Genomic DNA, 19,627 nt, shown 5'->3' with positions numbered 1-19,627 from the left:
CATGGATCTCGGACTGACAGGACGCAAGGCGATCGTCTGCGCATCGAGCCACGGGCTCGGGCGCGCCTGCGCGACGGCGCTCGCACAGGCCGGAACGACGGTGGTGCTGAACGGGCGCGACGCCGCGGCGCTGGCGGCGACCGCCGGTGCATTGCGCGACACGGGGGCCGATGTGCGGATGGTCGCGGGCGACGTCGGCGAGGAGCGCGTGCAGCAGGCGCTGATCGAGGCGGCGGATGGGCAGGTCGACATTCTGGTCAACAACAACGGCGGCCCGCCGCTCCGCGACTTTCGCGCGCTGGACGGCGAGGCGATCCATGCCGGGGTTGACGCCAATATGGTCACGCCGATCCGGCTGGTGCAGAAGGTGATCGACGGGATGATCGAGCGCCGCTTCGGCCGGATCGTGTGCATCACCTCCGGGTCGGTGAAGGCGCCGGTGCCGGGGCTCGATCTGTCCAGCGGCGCGCGGGTCGGGCTGACCGGCTTTCTCGCCGGCGTCGCGCGGCAGGTGGCGCACGCCAACGTCACGATCAACTTCCTGCTGCCCGGGCTGTTCGAGACCCGGCGTCTGGCGGGGGTTCATGCCTTCAACGCGGAGGCGAACGGCATGTCGGTCGAACAGGCCGAGGCAAGCGCACGCGACCGGATCCCGGCGAAGCGCTTCGGCGACCCGCGGGAGTTCGGCGACGCCTGCGCCTTTCTATGCGCATCCTCGTCTGGGTTCATGACGGGACAAAGTCTGCTGATCGACGGCGGCGCCTATCCGGGTGTGCTGTAAAGAGGAAGTTGATTGCGACCCGCGTGCGGTTGGTTCAAGGCGCGGGTCTTATTTGGAAGGATGAATACCATGGCCACTTGGGCCCCGCACAGCTGGACGAATGCCGAAGCGCGCCAGCTCCCCATCTATCCCGACGCTGCCGCGCTGGATGATGCGACGCGGCGGCTGGCCTCGTTTCCGCCGCTGGTCTTTGCCGGCGAAGCGCGCAACCTGACCGCCGACCTAGCCAAGGTCGCGGAAGGCAAGGCGTTCCTTCTGCAAGGCGGCGATTGCGCGGAGAGTTTCGCGGAGTTCCATCCCAACAACATCCGCGACACCTTTCGTGTGATCCTGCAGATGGCGGTGGTGCTCACCTTCGCGTCAAAGCTGCCGGTGGTGAAGGTCGGCCGCATGGCCGGGCAGTTCGCCAAGCCGCGCTCGGCCAATACCGAGACGATCGACGGTGTCGAGCTGCCGAGCTACCGCGGCGACAACGTCAACGATATCGCGTTCACCGCGGAGTCGCGCGTGCCCGATCCGGAGCGGATGATCCGCTCCTATGCGCAATCGGCGGCGACGCTGAACCTGCTGCGTGCGTTTGCGCAGGGCGGCTATGCGAACCTCCACCAGGTGCACCGCTGGACGCACGACTTCATGGGCCGCAGTCCGTGGGCGAAAAAGTATGCGGAGACCGCCGACCGGATCGGCGAGGCGCTCGACTTCATGGAAGCGTGCGGGATCAGCCCGGACACGGTGCCGCAGCTGTCGCAGACCACCTTCTACACCAGCCACGAAGCGCTGCTGTTGCCGTTCGAGGAAGCGCTGACCCGGCAGGATTCGCTGACCGGCGACTGGTACGACACCTCGGCGCACTTTCTGTGGATCGGCGATCGTACCCGCTTCGAGGGCTCGTCACATGTCGAGTTCCTGCGCGGGATCGGCAATCCGATCGGCGTGAAGTGCGGACCGTCGCTCGATCCCGACGCGCTGCTGCGGATGCTCGATACGCTCAATCCGCAGCGCGTGCCGGGGCGAATGACGCTCATCACCCGCTATGGCTACGACCAGATCGAGGCGCATCTGCCCCGGCTGGTGCGCGCGGTAAAGCGCGAAGGGCATCCAGTGGTGTGGAGCTGCGATCCGATGCACGGCAACACCGTCAAGGCGACCAGCGGCTACAAGACGCGGCCGTTCGAGCGCATCCTGTCCGAGGTGCGTGGCTTCTTCGCGGTGCATCGCGCAGAGGGGACGCATGCCGGCGGGATCCATGCCGAGATGACGGGGCAGAACGTCACCGAGTGCACCGGCGGCGCGATCGACGTCACCGAACAGAGCCTCGCTGACCGCTATCACACGCATTGCGACCCGCGCCTGAACGCCGGGCAGAGCCTCGAACTGGCGTTCCTGCTCGCCGAGATGCTCAACACCGAGATGGCCGAGCGCCGCAAGGCGGCCTGAACGTCGGGCGACATCGGGACGATAAATCAGGGGCGGTGCGAAAGTCGCTTGACGCGCTCGCCCCTGCCCCGTAACGACGCGCCTCGCACCGCATACGGCCCCTTCGTCTAGCGGTTAGGACGTCGCCCTCTCACGGCGAAAACACGAGTTCGATTCTCGTAGGGGTCACCAGCGGTTGCCGAGACAGCGGCGTGGCACCGATCGCGCCAGCATCGCTCCGCCGCCGGACAGCCGGACGGCGCATCGCGGCTATCCAGATCAGGGGCGGATCGGCGATTGACGGTCAGCGCCCGCTCATCCTCCGAACGCCTTTCGCAGAAACGCATCGCTCCTGGACAGCAATTGCGCACGCGCGTCGCTGTCGTCGAGCTGATGATCCAGTTTCGGGAATTCGATCAGCGTCGACGGCTTCCCTGCCCCACGCAGCCGCTTGTCCATCAACCGCGACTGGCCGATGCCGACGTTTAGGTCGAGATCGCCGTGGAACATCAGCACCGGTGCCTTGAAGCGTTCGGCGTGGCGCGCGGGTGAGCCCTTGCCGATGTTCTCGCCCGAGCCGATCTGGCGCTCGACCAGTTCGCGGTTGCTGAACCCATCCGCTTCGCTCTTGGTGCGCCCGAGGTCGGTCACCGGCGCGATCGCCACCACCGCCTTGAACAGGTCGGGATCGACGACATTGCTCTGGAGCGCGGCATAGCCGCCATATGACCAGCCGACGATCGCCAGCTTCTTCGCATCAGCGATGCCTTCCTTGACCAGCCAGCGGCCCGCGTCGGTGACGTCGCCGATCGCCAGTTCCCAGGACTGAAAACCGTTGTTCGCGAACCAGGCGTCGCCATAGCCGGTGGAGCCGCGGAACTCAGGCTGCAGCACCGCATAGCCGCGTGCGGCGAAGAACTGCACCAGCCAGTCGAACCCCCATTCGTCGCGGGAGGCTGGTCCGCCGTGCGGCATGACGATCGTGGGCAGATGCTTTGCGGCGCCGCCGGGTGGCAGTGTCAAGTACGCGGGGATCATCGTCCCGTCGCGCGCGGGGAAGCGCACCGCCTGCATCGCGCCGAGCGGAACACCCTCCAGCTCGGGACGTGCCCTTGTCAGTTCGTCGAGCTTCCGCGTCGCCTTGGTGAATAGATAATATATGCCGGGATCGGTATCGCTGCCGGCGAAAACCAGCAGCTTGCTCTCGTCCGCAGTCGCGCCGAGGAAATGAATCAATGGCGTCCTGGGCAGCGCGCGCGCGAGGGCCGCTGCGAGCTTCTTGTACTCCGGATCGAAATAGTCGGTCTGCCGCCGATCGGTGACGTAAGTGGCGCCGATGATCCGGCCACGCCGGCCGATCCGCACGATCGAGCCGACGTCGACCATTGCGTTGCTCGACACCAACTCGCTCTTCATCGATCCGTCGAGCGCCACGCTGTACAAGGCGAGCCGTCCGTCGAGCCGTTTGGTCGCGAAGGCGACGTTGCGGGTGCCGTCGACGCCGATCGGATCGAGCGACTGGCGATCGTCGCGCAGCGCTTTGCTGAACAGCGTCCATTTGGTCTGACCGGTCGGGCGGTAGGAATAGATCGCGTCGCCCTTCAACTGCCCGTCCTGCTGACGCGGCAATTCGATCTTCATGCGGATATTGCCCTGCCCGTCCGCGAAATAGCCTTCGGTGTCGCGGTCGGGTCGCTCGACCAGCTCCGCCTTGCCGGTTTTCGCGTCCACCAGCTCCACCCCGAGCCCGTCGCGTCCATCGGCGCCGAGGTTCGAGCCGAGCTCGGCGCGTTCGGGAACGAAGTTGCGCTCCATCAGCACCTTGCCGTCGCCCATCCGCCAATCGATCACGTCGCCGTCGAACTGGTTGGGCCGCTCGGCATGGCGCGTCTTGCGTCCGAGATAGAGCGGATTCTTGCCATCCGCGTCGAAGCCGAGCAGCCGCGTGTAGGAAATGCGCTGCCCGCCATAGTCGCCGATGCCATAGAATTTGCAGATCAGCCGCGACGCGGACGCCCAGCCGCAGCTGGTCGGCGTGACCCTGCCGCCGTCGCCGAGATCGAGCGGGGTCATGTGCCCGCTCGCCAGATCGGCGATTACCGCCGCGCTGCCGTGGGTGCCGCGCGGGACGACATAGGCGATGTGCGAACCGTCTGGTGCGAGGCTGACCTGTTGCACGCCTTCGCGCGCGCCGAACTTCGCGGCGAGCTCCTCGCCGGCCGGGGCCGATTGCGCCGCCACGTCCGTCCCCGCCAGCAGCGCCGCGAGCGCTACCCCTGTTTTCCACGCCACGCTTCTTATCCCCGATAATCTGCGTCGGGATTAGCCAGCGGCGCAGAAAGTGTCGAGGAGGGGACCGGGTGTCGATGACCCGGGTCGAGACGCGCCATCCGACGCTCGGTGGCGCTTGCGCATCGCGGCGCTGACCGGCCAACTTCTTTGGTAAGACCAGAAACCTGATAGCGTTCTCAAACTCACCTCCATTTGCCTTGGTTGCCAGGAATGAGCGGCGTCATCCTTTTGCTCGAGCGACGTGGCCGCATGTGACCTAAATCCTCTTGCAGCGAGCATGAACGTGGCCGTTTTGCCATCCTGATCGGTGATGAACGCGCAGTCCTCACTACGAACCCGTTGATATCGCCCTAGCGCATGTCAGGCCAAAAAGCGGTTGACAGGTAAGGCATACCATTGGAAGTTAGCGCTATCAGCAGGTCGCATCGGCCTGCGGCAAGGGCGGCAATCGACCGCCCGGCCGATACCAGCCTTGATGGTCCGGGAAGCGGGCCGGGAATCATGGAAGCGGCCTCCCGGTGAGGAGGCGCTTCGAGGGAGAGGATCGAACCCATGAAGAGTCGTCGTTTCGCGCGTGCCACGCGCGCCCTTCTGCTGAGCGCGACCGTGCTTGGCGCCATGACCGCGGCGTCCGCGTCCGGGCAGGCGCTGCCCCCCACCGCTACCGCGGCGCCAGCCGACGGGCAGGATAACGGCCCGGCCACCCCGCCGCTGCCGCAGACCGATGCGACGCAGGGCACGATCGCGGAGGACATCGTCGTCACCGGCTATCGCTCATCGCTGGCCAAGTCGACCGACGCCAAGCGCGCCTCGACCGGCTTCACCGACTCGATCTTCGCCGAGGATATCGGCAAGTTCCCCGACACCAACATCGCGGAATCGTTCAATCGCATCCCCGGCATCACGATCAGCCGCGACGTGACCGGCGAGGGCACCAACGTCGCGATCCGCGGGCTCGGCTCGAACTTCACCAACGTCACGCTGAACGGCGCGACGATCGCGGTCGCGTCGTCGGGGGCAACCGATGCGCAGGGCACCGACCGTTCGGTCGACCTCAGCTTCTTCCCGACCGACCTGTTCACCAAGCTGACCGTCAACAAGAGCTACACCGCCGATCTGCTCGAGGGCGGCGCGGCAGGCAACATCGACCTGCGCTCGGCGCGCCCGTTCGATCGCCAGACCGGCTTCCTCGCCTATAACATCCAGGGCACCAAGCAGTCGCCCGAGGACCGGATTGGCGCGCGCGGCTCGCTGATCGGTAGCTGGCGCAGCGAAACGTTCGGTATTCTCGCGGGTGTGTCGGCGCAGCGGCTGTTTACCGACACGCGCGGGTTCGAGACGATCGGCTACACCAACCCGGCGCTCACCGCCGCGCAGTGCGGCGCGACGTCGGGATGCAACACCACCGGCGGTGGCAACTGGACGATCCCGACGACGGTGCCGGTCGGCTCAGGCGCCGGGCTGGTCGCCGGCACGACGATCGACCGCGCCTTCCTGCTCGCCAACAACCCCGGCGCGACGATCCAGCAGATCGACAACGGGCTGCTTCCGCGTCTCGGCCGCTCGACCAGCATCCGTGGCCCGCGCGACCGCTTCAACGCGATCGTCAGCGCGGAATGGCAGCCGACCGATACGCTGCATTTCTACATCGACGGCCTGTACGGCTATAAGAAGAACGAGCTGATTCGCGAGAATATGGCGTGGATCGTCCGCAACAGCGCGATCATCCCGACCAACCTCACCTTCGACAAATCGGATTGCAGCGCGGGCTGCACCGTCACCGGCGGCACGTTCGGCAACGTGCAGTTCTTCAACGAATACCGCCCCTATATCGAGACCACCAAGCTGGTCAGCGTCAACCCGGGCGGCGAGTGGGAGATTTCGGATCGCCTCAAGCTGACGCTGCAGGGCAATTACGCGCGCTCGACCTTCCACCGCGAAAACCCGACCGTAGGCATGACCACGCCGCTCGGCGTCGGCAACACCGTCACTTTCTCCAGCGACGGTGGCATCCCGACGATCACCAGCGGGCTCGACCTCAACGATCCCAACAACTTCGGCTGGTATACCGGCAGCCGCGTCGGCGTGAACGACGAGCGTCGCGTCAACGAGAACAAGGGCTTCCGTGGCGACCTGATGTGGGGCGACACGTCGCTCAACCTGCGGGTCGGCGGTTCCTACGACGACGTGTCGCGCCGGATCAGGAGCTACGACGCCTCGCAACAATGGCAGAACGCGGTCTGCGGCAACAACCCCAGCGCGTTCGTGCCGTCGCCGAACAGCCAGCCGCCGTGCGAAGGACTGAATGCCCCCGGCGCGGCGCCGCCCGGCTACCCGACTTATCCGGGGCTCGGCACCGGCTATAGCGCCGGCGCCACCGGCCCGCTGACCTATGGCGGCTCGCTGGTGCCGAACAGCGCCGCGCCGAGCTATCTGCGGCCCGGCCCGGCCGGCTTCGTGACGGTCGACTTCCCGGCCTTCGCCGCCGCGACCAATTACGATTTCTACCACGACAATGCGGACGAAAGCGGCTCGTCGACGACGGGCGCGAGCGGCGGCCTGATCCGCGAGGTCAACAAGGGTCTGTTCGCCACGGTCAACGGGGCGCAGGAACTCGGCGGCAACATGCTGCGGTTCAACGTCGGCGTGCGCTGGGTCAACACGATCCAGACGATCTCGGGCCGTGTCTCCGTTCCCGACCCGCGCAACACCACCGCCAGCGGTGCGAGCTTGCCGGATGGCAGCCGTTATCCGAACATCGTCACGATCGCGGACACCCGCAACGTCTATTCGAAGTGGCTGCCGGCAGCGACCTTCGCCTATGACGTCGGCGAACATGCGGTGGTGCGCGTTGCGGGCTCGCGGACGATGACGCGCCCGGATCCCTCGGCGCAGCTGCCGGGCGTCAACTTCAGCGCGCCCTCGGCCGATCAGGCGGGGATCGGCAACCCGGCGCTGGCGCCGTATCTGTCGACCAACCTCGACCTCGGCTTCGAATATTACACCGGGCGCGAAGGCGTGGTCAGCTTCAACGCGTTCCGCAAGTCGATCGAGGGGTTCACGACCACCGCGATCAACACGGTGCCGTTCTCGAACCTGGCGCAATATGGCATTACCTACGACACGCTGAACCCGACCCAGCAGATCGCGCTCAACTCGCGCGGCGGGCCGACCGCGGCGCAGGTGCAGGTGACCTCGCAGGTCAACGTCGCCAACAAGCTGACGATCAACGGCCTCGAATTCCAGTGGGTGCAGCCGCTCGACTTCTTGACACGGATGATCGGCGTGACCGGCTTCGGCTTCAACGCCAATGCCACGATCGTCGACCAGCGCAGCGATGGCCCGGCGGTGGCGTTCGGCGTTTCGCCGTTCACGTACAACATTACGGGTTATTACGAGAAGAACGGCATCATGCTGCGCGTCGCGACCACCTCGCGGCAGGGGTCGCAGAACAGCGGTGCGGCGCAGAACGGCATTCCGGCGGCGGCGCTATACGGGACCGACTATACGACCTACGATTTCTCGTCGTCGTTCGATCTCGACAAGCTGCTCGGCATCCCGAATGCGCCGCAGCTGACGTTCAACATCGCCAACTTCACCGACGCCACGCTGCGTTCGTACTTCCAGTTCGAGAATGCGACCTTCACGCAGTACAAGCCCGGCCGCCAGTTCCTGATCGGCCTGCGCGGGACGTTCTAGGAGCCGTCATGCGTCGCCCCGGACCTGATCCGAGGTTCCGCTTCTTGCTGGTCGAAGTGAGAAGCGGGATCCCGGACCAAGTCCGGTATGACGACGAAGAAAGCTCGTCTTCACCAACCGGCACGAACAGTAAGGAACATTTGGCTATGAGCGCGATCGACGATGCGGTCTCGCGGCGCGCGATGCTTTCTGCGGCTGGCTTCAGCGCGATGCTGGCCGCGATACCGGCCCACGCGGCATTGACCGGTCGCGAGGGAGAGCCGCTCGATCCCCGCACCGCCTTCCCGCTGGTTCAGGACGGCCGGGTCGCCACCGTGATCGTCGACCGCGAGGCGGACAGCGCAATCCAGCACGTCGCTGCCAGCCTCGCCAGCGATCTTGCCCGCGTCGCCGGTATACGCGCTCAGCCGGTTCGCCAGCAGGTCGCGGGCGCGCGCGGGCCGGTCGTCCTCGTCGGCGTGCTTGGCCAGAGCGCGATGATCGATGCGCTTGCGGCGGCCGGCAAGATTTCCGCCGCCGACCTGCGTGGCGGATGGGAGGCGTTCCGCCAGATCGTCGTCGATCGTCCGTGGCCGAACGTGCCGCGCGCGCTGATCATCGTCGGCGCCGACCGGCGCGGCGCGGTGTTCGGGGCCTATGACGTGTCGGAACGGATCGGCGTCTCGCCGTGGCACTGGTTCGCCGACGTGCCGGTGGCGCGCCGCCGCGAGGTGCTGTTCCCCGCCGGCTCGCACCGCGATCAGCCCAAGGTCCGCTATCGGGGCTTCTTCATCAACGACGAGGACCCGTGCCTGAAAGGCTGGGCGACGAAGAAGTTCGGGGGCGTCAATTCGGCGATGTACGCGCACGTCTTCGAACTGCTGCTGCGCATGAGGGGCAATTACCTGTGGCCCGCGATGTGGGGCAAGGCCTTTGCCGACGACGATCCGAAGAGCATGGTGCTGGCGGACGCGATGGGCGTGGTGATGGGCAATTCGCACCACGAACCGATGCTGCGCGCGCAGGCCGAATGGCACCGCCACAAGGAGGATCCGACGCGCGGCGGACCGTGGGACTATACGAAGAATGCGGCCAATTTGCGAACCTTCTGGCGCGGCGGCATCGAGCGGATGATGGCGAAGGGCGACGGCCGGGGCTATGAATCGGTTGTCACCGTGGGAATGCGCGGCGACGGTGACGAGGCGATGGCCGAGGGCACCGCGACCGACTTGCTCGAACGCGTCGTCGCCGATCAGCGCGCGATCATCGCCGAGGTCACGCGCCGTCCCGCCGGCGAAACGCCTCAGGTCTGGGCGCTCTACAAGGAAGTGCAGGATTATTACGACAAGGGCATGAAGGTGCCCGACGATGTCACCTTGCTGTTCTCGGACGACAATTGGGGGCAGATCCGCCGCCTTCCCGAAGCGGGCGCCGCGCCGCGCAAGGGCGGCTACGGCATCTATTATCATTTCGATTACGTCGGTGCGCCGCGCAACTACAAATGGATCAACACCAACCAGATCGAAAAGATCTGGCAGCAGATGGATCTTGCCTACCGCGGCGGGGTGCAGACGATGTGGATCGTCAACGTCGGCGATATCAAGCCGATGGAATATCCGCTCGGCTTCTTCCTGAAGATGGCATGGAATCCGGAGGCGATGACCCCGCAGGCGCTCGCCGACTATCCGCGCACATGGGCCGCCGCTACGTTCGGGCCGGCGCAGGCGGCGGCGATCGGCGCGATCGTCACCGACTACAGCCGTTATGCCGCGCGACGAAAGCCCGAGCTGATCGACCAGAACAGCTTTCCGCTCGGCGGCGTCACCGCGGCCGAGCTGGACGGTGGCGAGTTCGGCGCGCTGGTCGCCGAATGGGACGATCTGGAGCGACGGATGCTGGCGGCGCGTGCGGAGCTCTCTCCCGAGTATCACGATGCCTTTTTCCAGCTCGTCGAACATCCCGTCGGCGCGATGGCCAACCTCTACCGCCTCTATTATGCTGCGGCGTGGAACGAGCAGCTGACCCGCAGCAACGACCCGCGCGCCAATTATTTCGCGGATCAGGTCGAGGCGACCTTCCGCCGCGATGGTGAACTGACCCGGCAGTACCATCGTATCAACGGCGGCAAGTGGGACGGCATGATGGCGCAGGTCCATATGAGCTACGTCACGTGGAACGACCCGACGCAGCAATCCATGCCGAGCATCACGCGGGTCGCCGCCGACACGCCGGTGTCGCAGCGCACGCCGCAACCGCGCTTCGCCGCGCCGAAGCCCGATCGGAGCGGCGTCGTGTCGGTGGAGGCGACCGCGTTCAGCCGGACGCGCAGCGCGCGCGGACTGCGCTGGACCGCCATACCGCATCTCGGCCAGACGCGCGGCGCGATGGTCGCGCTGCCGCAGGGGCGACCGCCGACCCGCGCGGAGGATCAGATCGCGCTCGACTATGACGTGACGCTCGACGTCGGCGGCGTCGCGCAGCTCACCCTGCATCTCGCGCCATCGCTCGATACGACCGGTGGCGCGGGCGTGCGGGTTGCGGTGGCGCTGGACGGTGGTCCGGCGCAGCTCCTTCGCGCCGCACTGGAGCCGACCGGCGGGGCGCAGGATACGCCCGCCAAACAGGCATGGGCTACTGCGGTCAGCGATAATGAGGTCGCGCTGACCGCCAACATGGGCCAGGTGCGCGCCGGCAGACATACGATTCGCGTGTCGCGCGTCGACGACAACGTCGTGATCGAGAGGCTTACCCTCACCGCCATTTAGATAGCGCGAACCTGCGTCCGCCTGTGCCGCCGCGCCGGGCATGATCGTCCTGAAGGGATAGGTCGGGGCGGCGCAGCGTTCTGCGCATGATTGATGGAGACGGTCCAATGAAGGCGATGATCGTGCACGCCCCGGCAGCACTCGACAATTTGCGGCTGGAGGAGCGCCCTGATCCGGGCGGGCCGGGTGTGGGAGAGGTGCGGGTGCGGCTGCATGGCAGTTCGCTCAATTTCCATGATCTGGGTGTCGTCACTGGGCGGATGGGCGAGGCCGACGGGTTGATTCCGCTCGCGGACGGCGCCGGAATCGTCGAGGCGGTCGGCGACGGGGTCAGCGAGTTTTCGCCCGGCGACATGGTCGTGTCCTGCTTCTTCCCGGACTGGCAGAACGGCGCGCCGACGATCGGTGACTTCAGCAGGACGCCCGGCGACGGGATCGATGGCTTTGCACAGGAATATACCGTCCGCCCCGCGTCCGCCTTTACGCATGCGCCGAAGGAGCTCGACGCGGTGGAGGCAGCGACGATCACCACCGCCGGACTGACCGCCTGGCGCGCTTTGGTAGTCGACGGCAAGCTGAAGGCCGGAGACCGCGTGCTGTTGCTGGGCACCGGCGGCGTTTCGATCTGGGCCTTGCAGATCGCCAAGCTGATGGGCGCGCGGGTCGCGATCACCTCCTCGTCGGACGAAAAGCTGGAACGGGCGCGCGCCTTGGGTGCCGACCACGTCCTCAACTATCGCAGCCAGCCGGACTGGGGGCGCGCGATCCGCGACTGGAGCAACGGGCGCGGCGTCGATCATGTCGTCGAGGTCGGCGGGCCGGGCACGCTCGCGCAGTCGATCGAGGCGGTGCGGGTCGGCGGTCACATCTCGCTGATCGGCGTGCTGACCGGCGCCAGCGGCGAGGTGCCGACCGCTGCGCTGATGGGCAAGCAGGCGCGGCTGCAAGGTTTGATCGTCGGCAGCCGCAGCGAGCAGCAGGACTTCGTTCGCGCGATCGAGCAGGGCAAGCTCCGCCCCGTGGTCGATCGCCGGTTCGCGCTCGAGGATTTGGCCGAGGCATTTCGCTACGAAATGGGCGCGACGCACTTCGGCAAGATCGGGGTCGCGTGGTGACCTGAATAGTGGAAGGCGTTCAGGGAAGTTGCTGATCCTGCACCGCCGGGAGTGACGGAACGGACCACGCCAGCCGATAGGTCACGCGCAGGCCGTCATGATCCGAAAGCCGCGGCTGGCCTTCCGTCCCGTCGAACATCGCCTCGATCCGGGTCGGGGTGATGGTGACGCTCGCCCCCGAGCGGAAGAGTTGCAAGTCTTCGGTGTCGATCCACGGTTCGTCGCCGTCCCATGACAGCCGCACTTCGCACGGCGATCCGGGAGCGGCGCAGAAGCGATGGACCATCGCGTAACGCGACAGCGCCTCTTCGAGCTTTTCGAGCCGGTCGGGCGCACCGGCCATGTTGAAGTCGCCGCCGATGATCGCCGGCAGCCGCTCGGAACCGGTCGCGGCGAGGAAGCGGGTGAGGTCGGCGCGCTGCAGCGCCTGCGCTGCGCCGTGACGCGCCGCCGGCACGCGCGATTCCGCCTGTGAATTGAGATGGGTATTGAACAGGTCGATCGCGCTCGGCACGCCCGGCACCATGACGCGCGCCTGCTGTGCGCCCTTGTTGCTGAGACAGTCGAAGCCGGCGCAATGCCGGCTGCCGAACGGCTCCGACGCCGCCGCGACGATCGGATAACGGCTAAGGATCGCCAGCCCGGACCCCACCAGATGGAAGCCGGCCTCGCCCTTGCCCCAGCGACGCGGCCCCGGCACCCGGCCCGAGCCGGTCAGTACCCGCCCTTGCGTCCGCGTCGGTCCCCATACCCGGTAGCGATAGCCGGCCTGCGACAGCGCGCGCACCGCGGCGGGGCTGAACATCTCCTGCACCAGAATGATGTCCGGCGCCGCGCCGCGCGCGTTGAGCTGCGCGAGGATGCGACCGATCTTTGCCAGCGATGGCGCCCTTCCCCGCCGGGCGGGCCAGGCGAGGCCTTCGACGTTGAAACTCAGCACGTCGATCGTGGTGCTCGCCTGCCCTTGCGCCTGGTCGACCCGGATCGGTGGCGCGGGCGTGGCGGGCAGCGGGCCATGCGCCACCCGCGCCGGCGGCAGCGACGTACAGGCAGCGCTCGCCAGCACGATTGCCAGCGCGATCAGACGACGCATCCTCGCCCTTACCGCGCGGCGATGACGCCGTTTGCCAGCATCAGCAGCACTGCGGCCCCCGCCACGACCCGGTAGACCACAAACGGCAGGAAGCTGCGCGTGCGCAACAGGCGCAGGAAGCCGACGATCACCGCATAGCCGACGCCGAAGGCCAGCACGGTGGCCAGCAACGTCGGTCCGCCGCCGATCGGGTTCGGCTTGTCCCAGCTGTCGATCAGCTCGAAGAACCCGGAGGCGAGCACGGCTGGAATTGCCAGCAGGAACGAATAGCGCGCCGCCGCCTCGCGCGTATAACCGAGCAGCAACGCCGCACTGATCGTGCCGCCCGAGCGCGAGACACCCGGCACCAGCGCGAGCGCCTGCGCGAAGCCGAGCAGCAGGCCATGCCCCCAGCCCAGCCGCTCCAGCGTCAGCCGCCGCGTACCGATCCGGTCGGCCGCCCCGAGGATCAATCCGAAGCCGATCAGCATCGTCGCGGTGATGTAGAGGTTGCGCAGATTGCCTTCGATCTGGTGCTTGAGCACCAGCCCGAGAATGGCGATCGGCAAGGTCCCGAGAATGATGAGCCAGCCAAGCCGCGCATCCGGGGACAGCGTGGCGGGGCGCTTCGCCACCGCGGTCAGCCACGCCAGCGCGATTCGCCATATGTCGCGGCGGAAATACAGCAGCACCGCGGCTTCGGTCCCGATCTGCGTAATCGCGGTGAACGCCGCGCCCGGATCAGTGCCCGAGGGCAGCAGCGCGCCCGCGATCCGAAGATGCGCGCTCGACGATACGGGCAGGAATTCAGTCAGCCCCTGCAACAGCCCGAGGAACGCGGCCTCGAGCCATTGCGCGTTGGTATAGGTGGTCATCGATACTCCAGAACTCTTCAGGCGTCGCGCGACCGGCGCAACGCCACGACCTCATGGCCGGCGAACAACACGACCCCGAGCGCGAGCGGGATCAGATAATAGACGAGCCGGAAGGTCAGCAGCGCGGCGACGAGCCCGGTCCGCTCGATCTGCGGCAGCGCCGCGAGCATCACCACCTCGAACACGCCGAGTCCCCCGGGCGCGTGGACCAGCAGGCTGGAAATGATCGCGAGCAGATAGCCGACCAGGACCAGCGGATAGAGCCCGACATCGGGCGCGGGCAGCAGCACGAACAAAACGGCAGTCGCGGTGAGCAGGTCGAGCGTGCCGAGCGCGAACTGCGCCATCGCCATGCGCCAGGTCGGCAGCCGGACCTGCCAGCGCCACAGCCGGACGGAGCGGCCATCGAGAATGGCGAGCGCGATCATATAGCCGGCGAGCAGGGCCAGCGTCGCCAGTCCCGCGGCGGTCTGGAAGGCGGGCGGCACCGCGCGGTCGCCGATCGCGGGAAGATCGGGCAGGACGACGAACGCCAGCCCCAGCAGCAGGAAGGCGCCCAACCAGAAGGTCACCCCCGCGACGATCATGATCTGCCCGACGTCGCCCAGCGGCACGCCGTGCCGGCCGTAGATGCGGTAGCGCGCGGCGCCGCCGGTCAGCGCGGCGAACCCGAGATTGTGGCTAAAGATATAGCTGGTGAAGGCTGCCAGCGCCGTGACCGGATAGGGAACGCGTCGCCCCACCAGCCGGAGTGCGAGCACGTCGAAGCCGGTCAGGATGAAATAGCTGACGGCGGTCAGCACCCCCGACAGGGCGAGTGCCGTCGTCGGAATCGCATGAACAGCGGTGACGACATCGTTCCACACGATGCCCGCGAGCAGGTGATGCAGCGCCACCCCCGAGACCGCCAGCACGGCGATCGTCGCCGCGACGACCAGAAGATGACGCAAGGACACGTGGGAGAAGCTCAGGACACCAGGATGCAGGCAGGGCGCACCCATCTAGCCGGACAAGCGGCGCTGTCAAAAGCCGTCATGCGGGGTGCGCTACACCTATTCGGGGGCAAAGTCTGCCCCGCTGTCGATGTGAGATGGTCGCTCGGGGCAGGTCTGTCTGTGAGCCTGCCACGAAGATTGTTCCGATAGCTGCCGACAACCGGGGTGCCGGCGAAAGAAGCGATGGCGGCTCATCCGAGACGCAGCCATTTGGGGGCACCCCACGCCGCACAAAAGAAAGTCCATGTAGCATCGAAGATCATGATCGACGCCAAGCGCGAAACTCAGAAGCAGAAGCCGATCCGCTGCCCTCAGCGCTCACCATCATGCAGAAGAAGAGCCGGACGCCTGACCACTCCGCGCCGAGGCCGCCGTGCGCGCGGATGGCTGCCCTGATCGCGCCCGACCGTCGATCAGCCGACTTCGAAGCGGTAGGTGCCCGCCGGAACACTCAGGACGGCTTCCTCGGCGGTGCGCTGTTCGACGGGCATGGGCCTGCCGCCTTCGAGGACCCGCGCACCTTGGGTTGCGGGGAGATGGACGCGTGCCACGCTCCCGACCGGCACCGTCAGGTCGAGCGAGAAGCGGTCCTTGTCCTCCTTCCAGCGCGTGCTGATCCGTCCGAGCCGGGAGTCGTAGGTCGCTCCCGCCGAGGACATGCGCGCGTCGCGCAGCGGACGGACGTCGAAGCGCGTGAAGCCGGGCGCAGTCGGCGCGATCCCGGCGATGCGGCGGAACATGAAGCCGACCACCGCGCCGAGCGCATAATGGTTGAACGAATTCATCGACCGATCGCCCGCGTCGCTGTTCCAGCGTTCCCAGGTGGTGGTCGCGCCCTTCGCGATCATATAGCCCCACGACGGAAATTCGGTGCGCAGCAACAGGTCGTAGACCAGTGCGATCTCCCCCGCATCCGCCAACACGTCGAGGCTGTAGGGCGTGCCGAGGAACCCGGTCGACAGCAATGTGCCGCGCCGCCGGATGTCGGCCACCAGCCGCTCCGCCGCACCCGCGCGTGCGCCGGGCGCGAGCAGATCGAAATGCAGCGCGAGAATATAGCCGGTCTGCGAGCCGTTCCCGATCGTGCCGTCCGCCTTCACGAAGCTGCGCCGGAACGCGTCACCCAGCCTGCCGGCGAGCCCCGCATAGCGCGCCGCTTCCGCCGCGCGCCCGCTGGCGCGCGCCATGTCGGCCATCTGGTCGGCCGCACCTTTCCAGAAGGCGGTGCCGATCAGATCCTTGGGCGTGGTCGGGTCGCCGGGGTTGACCGCGTCCAGCGCGAGCCAGTCGCCGTAATCCACCCCGCGCGCCTTGCTCCAGACCAGGTCCGGATTGTCGGCCTCGATCGAGGCTAGGAAGCGCGCCATCGACGTCCAATGCTGGTCGATGATCCCGGTATCGCCATAGCGCTGCCACACCGTCCACGGCAGCGCGACCCCGGCGTCGCCCCAGCCCGGCGAGGAGCCCGGCTCGGCAAAATGGTCGTGGCGCGCAACCGGGGCGATGTCCGAATAGCCGCCGCTGTCGCGCTGTGCGTCACGCATGTCGCGCATGAAGCGCTGCGTGAACGCGGCGGTGTCCATGTTGAAGCTGGCCGCATCCCAAAAGACGTGTGCGTCCCCGGTCCAGCCAAGCCGCTCGTCGCGCTGCGGGCAATCGGTCGGGATGCCGGTGAAGTTAGAGCGCTGGCTCCAGCGGCTGTTCTGCCACAGCCGTTGCGGGACGTAGCTGCCGAGCTGCAGGTCGCTGGTCTCGGGCAGGTCGCTGCGGATCGAGATGCCGGTGATCTCGGCGGCGGTGATCGGTCGTTCCAGCCCCTCGACCTGCACGTAGCGGAAGCCGTGATAAGTGAAGCGCGGCTCGTAACGCTCGACGCGGTCACCTGCGAACGTATAGTGATCGGTGGCATCGGCGGCGCGCAGATTGCTCTGGTCGACGCTGCCGTCCGGGTTGACCAGCTCGGCATAGCGCAGCCGGATCGTCTGGCCACGCCGGCCCGATAGCGCGATCCGCGTCCAGCCGGTAAAATTCTGCCCGAAGTCGATCACCGACGCGCCATCGGCAAGCGTCGCGATCGCTTGCGCCGGCATCCGCTCCTTGCGGCGGATCGGTGGCACGGTCGCCGCGACCAGCGCGGCGGTCGCAGCCTCGGCGGATACCGCCGGCGACCAGTCGCCGTCCGGTCGGTAGTCGGCGCGGCTCCACCCGGCCCGTTCGCGCCGTGCGTCATAGAGTTCGCCATCGTAGATCGTCGCGCTGGTGATCGGCGACTCGGCGACCGCCCAGCCCGGCCCCGTCGCGACGGTCTGCATGCGCCCGTCGGCATAACGGATCTCGAGCTGACCGAAGATCCGCAACGGCGGCTCGCCGTAGGAATACCGGCCGTCCGGTGAGATATAGCTGCCGTACCAGCCATCCGCGACATGCACGCCCAGCACGTTGTCACCGGGCACCAGCGTGTCGGTCACATCCTCGACACAATAAAGGCAGTGTTTGCGATAGTCGGTGAACTCGGGCCGCAGCAGCGCATCGTCGAGCCGTTTGCCGTTGAGCTCGGCCTCATACATGCCGAGCGCGGTCAGATAGAGCCGCGCCGAGGCGACGCGCCCGGCGACGCGGAACGGCCGGCGCAACAACGTCGCGGCGCGCGCCGGCATCGTCGCCTGCCCCGCTGCCGCCCTGGTCGGCGACCACCCGGAGTCGCTGTCAACGACCGCCCCGATACGGCTCTCGAGCTGCTCCCCGCCGATGCGGATCGTGCGACCGTCGCGCAGGGTCAGGCGCAGCAGCGCAGCGGCTTGTGCCGCTACGTCACCGGGCGCGCGCGTCTCGATCGTCAGAACATGCGCCCCCGCCGCGACGGGCACCAAGGCGCTGCGTGGCCCGGGCGAGCCCCAGCCGCCGCGTTTGGGCGCGATGATCTCGGCGCCGTCGAGCCGCACGCGGCAATTGCCGCCGCAGCCGATCAACGCGGTCATCTCACCGTGCTGTGGCGCGTCGAAGCGCAGCCGGAACGCCACCTGCTCACCACGCTTCGCCACGGGGCCAGCCCGCCACGCCAGCCCGGTCGCGCGGTCCTCGCGTTGCGCCGGAGTTTCCGCCGACAACCATGCCGCCGACCAGTCGCCCGGGGTCAGCAGCCCCATTTCCCAGAACGCGACCGGTGAGGTCGCGCCCGTGCCGCGCTCGTCCCAGGCCGTGACCCGCCACCACGCCCGCTGCCGCGAAGCGAGCGGGGTGCCGGCGTAAGCGACGTCGAAGCACTTTTCCCCGGCGACGCGTCCGCTGTCCCACAGATCGTATCGCCCGGCTGCAGCTGCCGCCTGCGACGAAGCCACGCCGATCCGCCATGCGACCTGTCGCGCGCCCCGGCGGCTGGAGCGAAGCTGCCACGACAGGCGCGGAAGGTCGTGCAGCCCCAGTGGGTTGCACAGCCCACCAGTCAACAGGCCATCGACGCCCCACGCCGGCACCTCGGCCGTCGCGGCCACGGCGCCGACATGCGTCGGGAGCAACGCGAGGCCAGCACCGGCCCCCAGCAGAACGGAACGTCGCCTCGGTACCAACTTCACCTCCCTGACCGCCGCCCGTCGATCGCGCGGCGTATGCTCCGCGGACGCACCCACGCGAGCATTTTGTCGTTCAGGTGATCCTATCCACGATTTGAACCAATGTCCATGATATGGATGTCAGCTTTTCTGGCGCTTGCCTGCGCCGGCAGGCTGATGCCCGATCGCAGCGCTGATCCGCGCCGCCGCTGCCAGCACGTCGCTGCTCAGCGCGGCCATGCGCGCATCTTCCATATAATGCGCCGCACCCGAAACACTGATCGCCGCGACGATCCGGTCGTGCACGTCGCGGATCGGGGCAGCGACGCAGCGGATACGATCCTCATTCTCTTCGAGGTCGAAGGCGCGGCCCCATTCCCGATAGTCTGTCATCCGCTGCTGCCACGTCTTCCAGCGCCGCGCGTCGCTGCCCTGCTCCGCGTCGAGCCGCGCCGCCCAATAGTCGGGATCGCGATCGAGCATCAGCGCCTTGCCGAGCCCCGTCGAGGTCAGCGGATGACGATCGCCGACACGGCTCGACACGATGACGCGCCGCCGCCCCGGCACCTTGTCGAGATACAGCGCCTGATCGGCGTCGAGGACGCCAAGGTGCACTGTGTCTTCGGTCAGCGCAGCGAGCTCCTCCATGATCGGCCGCGCCGCCTGGACGAGATCGACCTGATCGCGCGCCGCCGATCCCAGCGCCAGCAGCCGCGGCCCCAGCCGATATCCCGCGCGCGGGGTCGCCGCGAGATAGCCGCGATCGGTCAGCGCCGAAGCCAGCCGATAGGTGGTGCTCTTGTTCAGCCCCACCTTCTCCGCCAGCTCGCCGACGGTGAGCTGCTCCTCGGCGAGCGCTTCCAGCACGTCGAGCCCGCGCATCAACGTCTGGCTGCCCGCCCCGATCGCCGCCGGTGCAAGGATGTCATCATCGGACGAGGCGTTTCGACGGGGCATCGGAACCTTTCTTCACCGGGAAACGCCGCGCGCGCGCCATCGGAGCTGTCCTTATCCTATGATCCGCAGCCAGCGCCAAGGGGGTAGCCGTTGTGGGTCAGCCAACGATGGTGCGCGCGTCCGGAGTGGCTAG

General features: G+C 67.4%; 11 protein-coding genes and 1 tRNA gene. 6 read left to right on the top strand and 6 right to left on the bottom strand.

The window, feature by feature from the left end; translation table 11 throughout:
- Position 1: 1 nt before the first annotated feature.
- From FHS97_RS00400 to FHS97_RS00390, 3 genes are all read left to right on the top strand, one after another.
- Positions 2–781 carry an SDR family oxidoreductase gene (locus FHS97_RS00400; RefSeq protein ID WP_184032347.1) on the top strand — a complete coding sequence of 260 codons (780 nt, stop codon included), beginning with the start codon at positions 2–4 and terminating at the stop codon, positions 779–781.
- Positions 782–841: 60 nt separating this feature from the next.
- Entirely contained in the window at positions 842–2,218 is a 1,377-nt protein-coding gene (locus FHS97_RS00395) for a class II 3-deoxy-7-phosphoheptulonate synthase (RefSeq protein WP_311770311.1), read from the top strand.
- 96 nt (positions 2,219–2,314) lie between these two features.
- A tRNA-Glu gene (locus tag FHS97_RS00390) sits at positions 2,315–2,389 on the top strand.
- 123 nt (positions 2,390–2,512) lie between these two features.
- Here FHS97_RS00390 and FHS97_RS00385 read toward each other — a convergent pair.
- Complete coding sequence (locus tag FHS97_RS00385) at positions 2,513–4,489, bottom strand: alpha/beta hydrolase family protein (RefSeq protein ID WP_343053334.1); 1,977 nt, start codon at positions 4,487–4,489, stop codon at positions 2,513–2,515.
- Positions 4,490–5,041: 552 nt separating this feature from the next.
- Here FHS97_RS00385 and FHS97_RS00380 point away from each other — a divergent pair.
- The 3 genes from FHS97_RS00380 to FHS97_RS00370 all read left to right on the top strand — a co-directional run bounded on the left by FHS97_RS00380 (position 5,042) and on the right by FHS97_RS00370 (position 12,047).
- Complete coding sequence (locus FHS97_RS00380; RefSeq protein ID WP_184032344.1) at positions 5,042–8,188, top strand: TonB-dependent receptor; 3,147 nt, start codon at positions 5,042–5,044, stop codon at positions 8,186–8,188.
- Between the two features lie 146 nt (positions 8,189–8,334).
- Positions 8,335–10,932 (top strand): glycosyl hydrolase 115 family protein, encoded by a 2,598-nt coding sequence (locus FHS97_RS00375; RefSeq protein ID WP_184032342.1) that lies wholly within the window; start codon positions 8,335–8,337, stop codon positions 10,930–10,932.
- 107 nt (positions 10,933–11,039) lie between these two features.
- Complete coding sequence (locus FHS97_RS00370; protein WP_184032340.1) at positions 11,040–12,047, top strand: zinc-dependent alcohol dehydrogenase family protein; 1,008 nt, start codon at positions 11,040–11,042, stop codon at positions 12,045–12,047.
- A 19-nt stretch (positions 12,048–12,066) separates the two neighbouring features.
- On the opposite strand, the gene FHS97_RS00365 is transcribed toward FHS97_RS00370, so the two are convergent.
- The 5 genes from FHS97_RS00365 to FHS97_RS00345 all read right to left on the bottom strand — a co-directional run bounded on the left by FHS97_RS00365 (position 12,067) and on the right by FHS97_RS00345 (position 19,494).
- Positions 12,067–13,140, bottom strand: coding sequence for an endonuclease/exonuclease/phosphatase family protein (locus FHS97_RS00365; protein WP_184032338.1), 1,074 nt, complete (start codon positions 13,138–13,140; stop codon positions 12,067–12,069).
- Between the two features lie 8 nt (positions 13,141–13,148).
- Positions 13,149–13,994: an undecaprenyl-diphosphate phosphatase gene (locus tag FHS97_RS00360; protein WP_184032336.1), complete on the bottom strand. Its 846-nt coding sequence runs from the start codon at positions 13,992–13,994 to the stop codon at positions 13,149–13,151.
- Positions 13,995–14,011: 17 nt separating this feature from the next.
- Positions 14,012–14,944 (bottom strand): lysylphosphatidylglycerol synthase domain-containing protein, encoded by a 933-nt coding sequence (locus FHS97_RS00355; RefSeq protein WP_184032334.1) that lies wholly within the window; start codon positions 14,942–14,944, stop codon positions 14,012–14,014.
- A gap of 458 nt (positions 14,945–15,402) precedes the next feature.
- Entirely contained in the window at positions 15,403–18,480 is a 3,078-nt protein-coding gene (locus FHS97_RS00350) for a family 78 glycoside hydrolase catalytic domain (protein WP_184032332.1), read from the bottom strand.
- Positions 18,481–18,678: 198 nt separating this feature from the next.
- Positions 18,679–19,494, bottom strand: coding sequence for an IclR family transcriptional regulator (locus FHS97_RS00345; RefSeq protein WP_184032331.1), 816 nt, complete (start codon positions 19,492–19,494; stop codon positions 18,679–18,681).
- Between the last annotated feature and the right edge of the window lie 133 nt (positions 19,495–19,627).

The sequence above is a fragment of the Sphingomonas endophytica genome, from assembly GCF_014199415.1.
GTDB lineage: Bacteria > Pseudomonadota > Alphaproteobacteria > Sphingomonadales > Sphingomonadaceae > Sphingomonas > Sphingomonas endophytica.
Note: the sequence above shows the minus strand (reverse complement) of the source record. Positions and strands in the feature narration are given on the sequence as shown.

Excerpts from the sequence above, each read along its gene's own strand:
- FHS97_RS00365 (WP_184032338.1), bottom strand. The coding sequence starts at position 13,140 with ATGCGTCGTCTGATCGCGCTGGCAATCGTGCTGGCGAGCGCTGCCTGT.
- FHS97_RS00380 (WP_184032344.1), top strand. The coding sequence starts at position 5,042 with ATGAAGAGTCGTCGTTTCGCGCGTGCCACGCGCGCCCTTCTGCTGAGC.
- FHS97_RS00360 (WP_184032336.1), bottom strand. The coding sequence starts at position 13,994 with ATGACCACCTATACCAACGCGCAATGGCTCGAGGCCGCGTTCCTCGGG.
- FHS97_RS00345 (WP_184032331.1), bottom strand. The coding sequence starts at position 19,494 with ATGCCCCGTCGAAACGCCTCGTCCGATGATGACATCCTTGCACCGGCG.
- FHS97_RS00400 (WP_184032347.1), top strand. The coding sequence starts at position 2 with ATGGATCTCGGACTGACAGGACGCAAGGCGATCGTCTGCGCATCGAGC.
- FHS97_RS00395 (WP_311770311.1), top strand. The coding sequence starts at position 842 with ATGAATACCATGGCCACTTGGGCCCCGCACAGCTGGACGAATGCCGAA.
- FHS97_RS00370 (WP_184032340.1), top strand. The coding sequence starts at position 11,040 with ATGAAGGCGATGATCGTGCACGCCCCGGCAGCACTCGACAATTTGCGG.
- FHS97_RS00375 (WP_184032342.1), top strand. The coding sequence starts at position 8,335 with ATGAGCGCGATCGACGATGCGGTCTCGCGGCGCGCGATGCTTTCTGCG.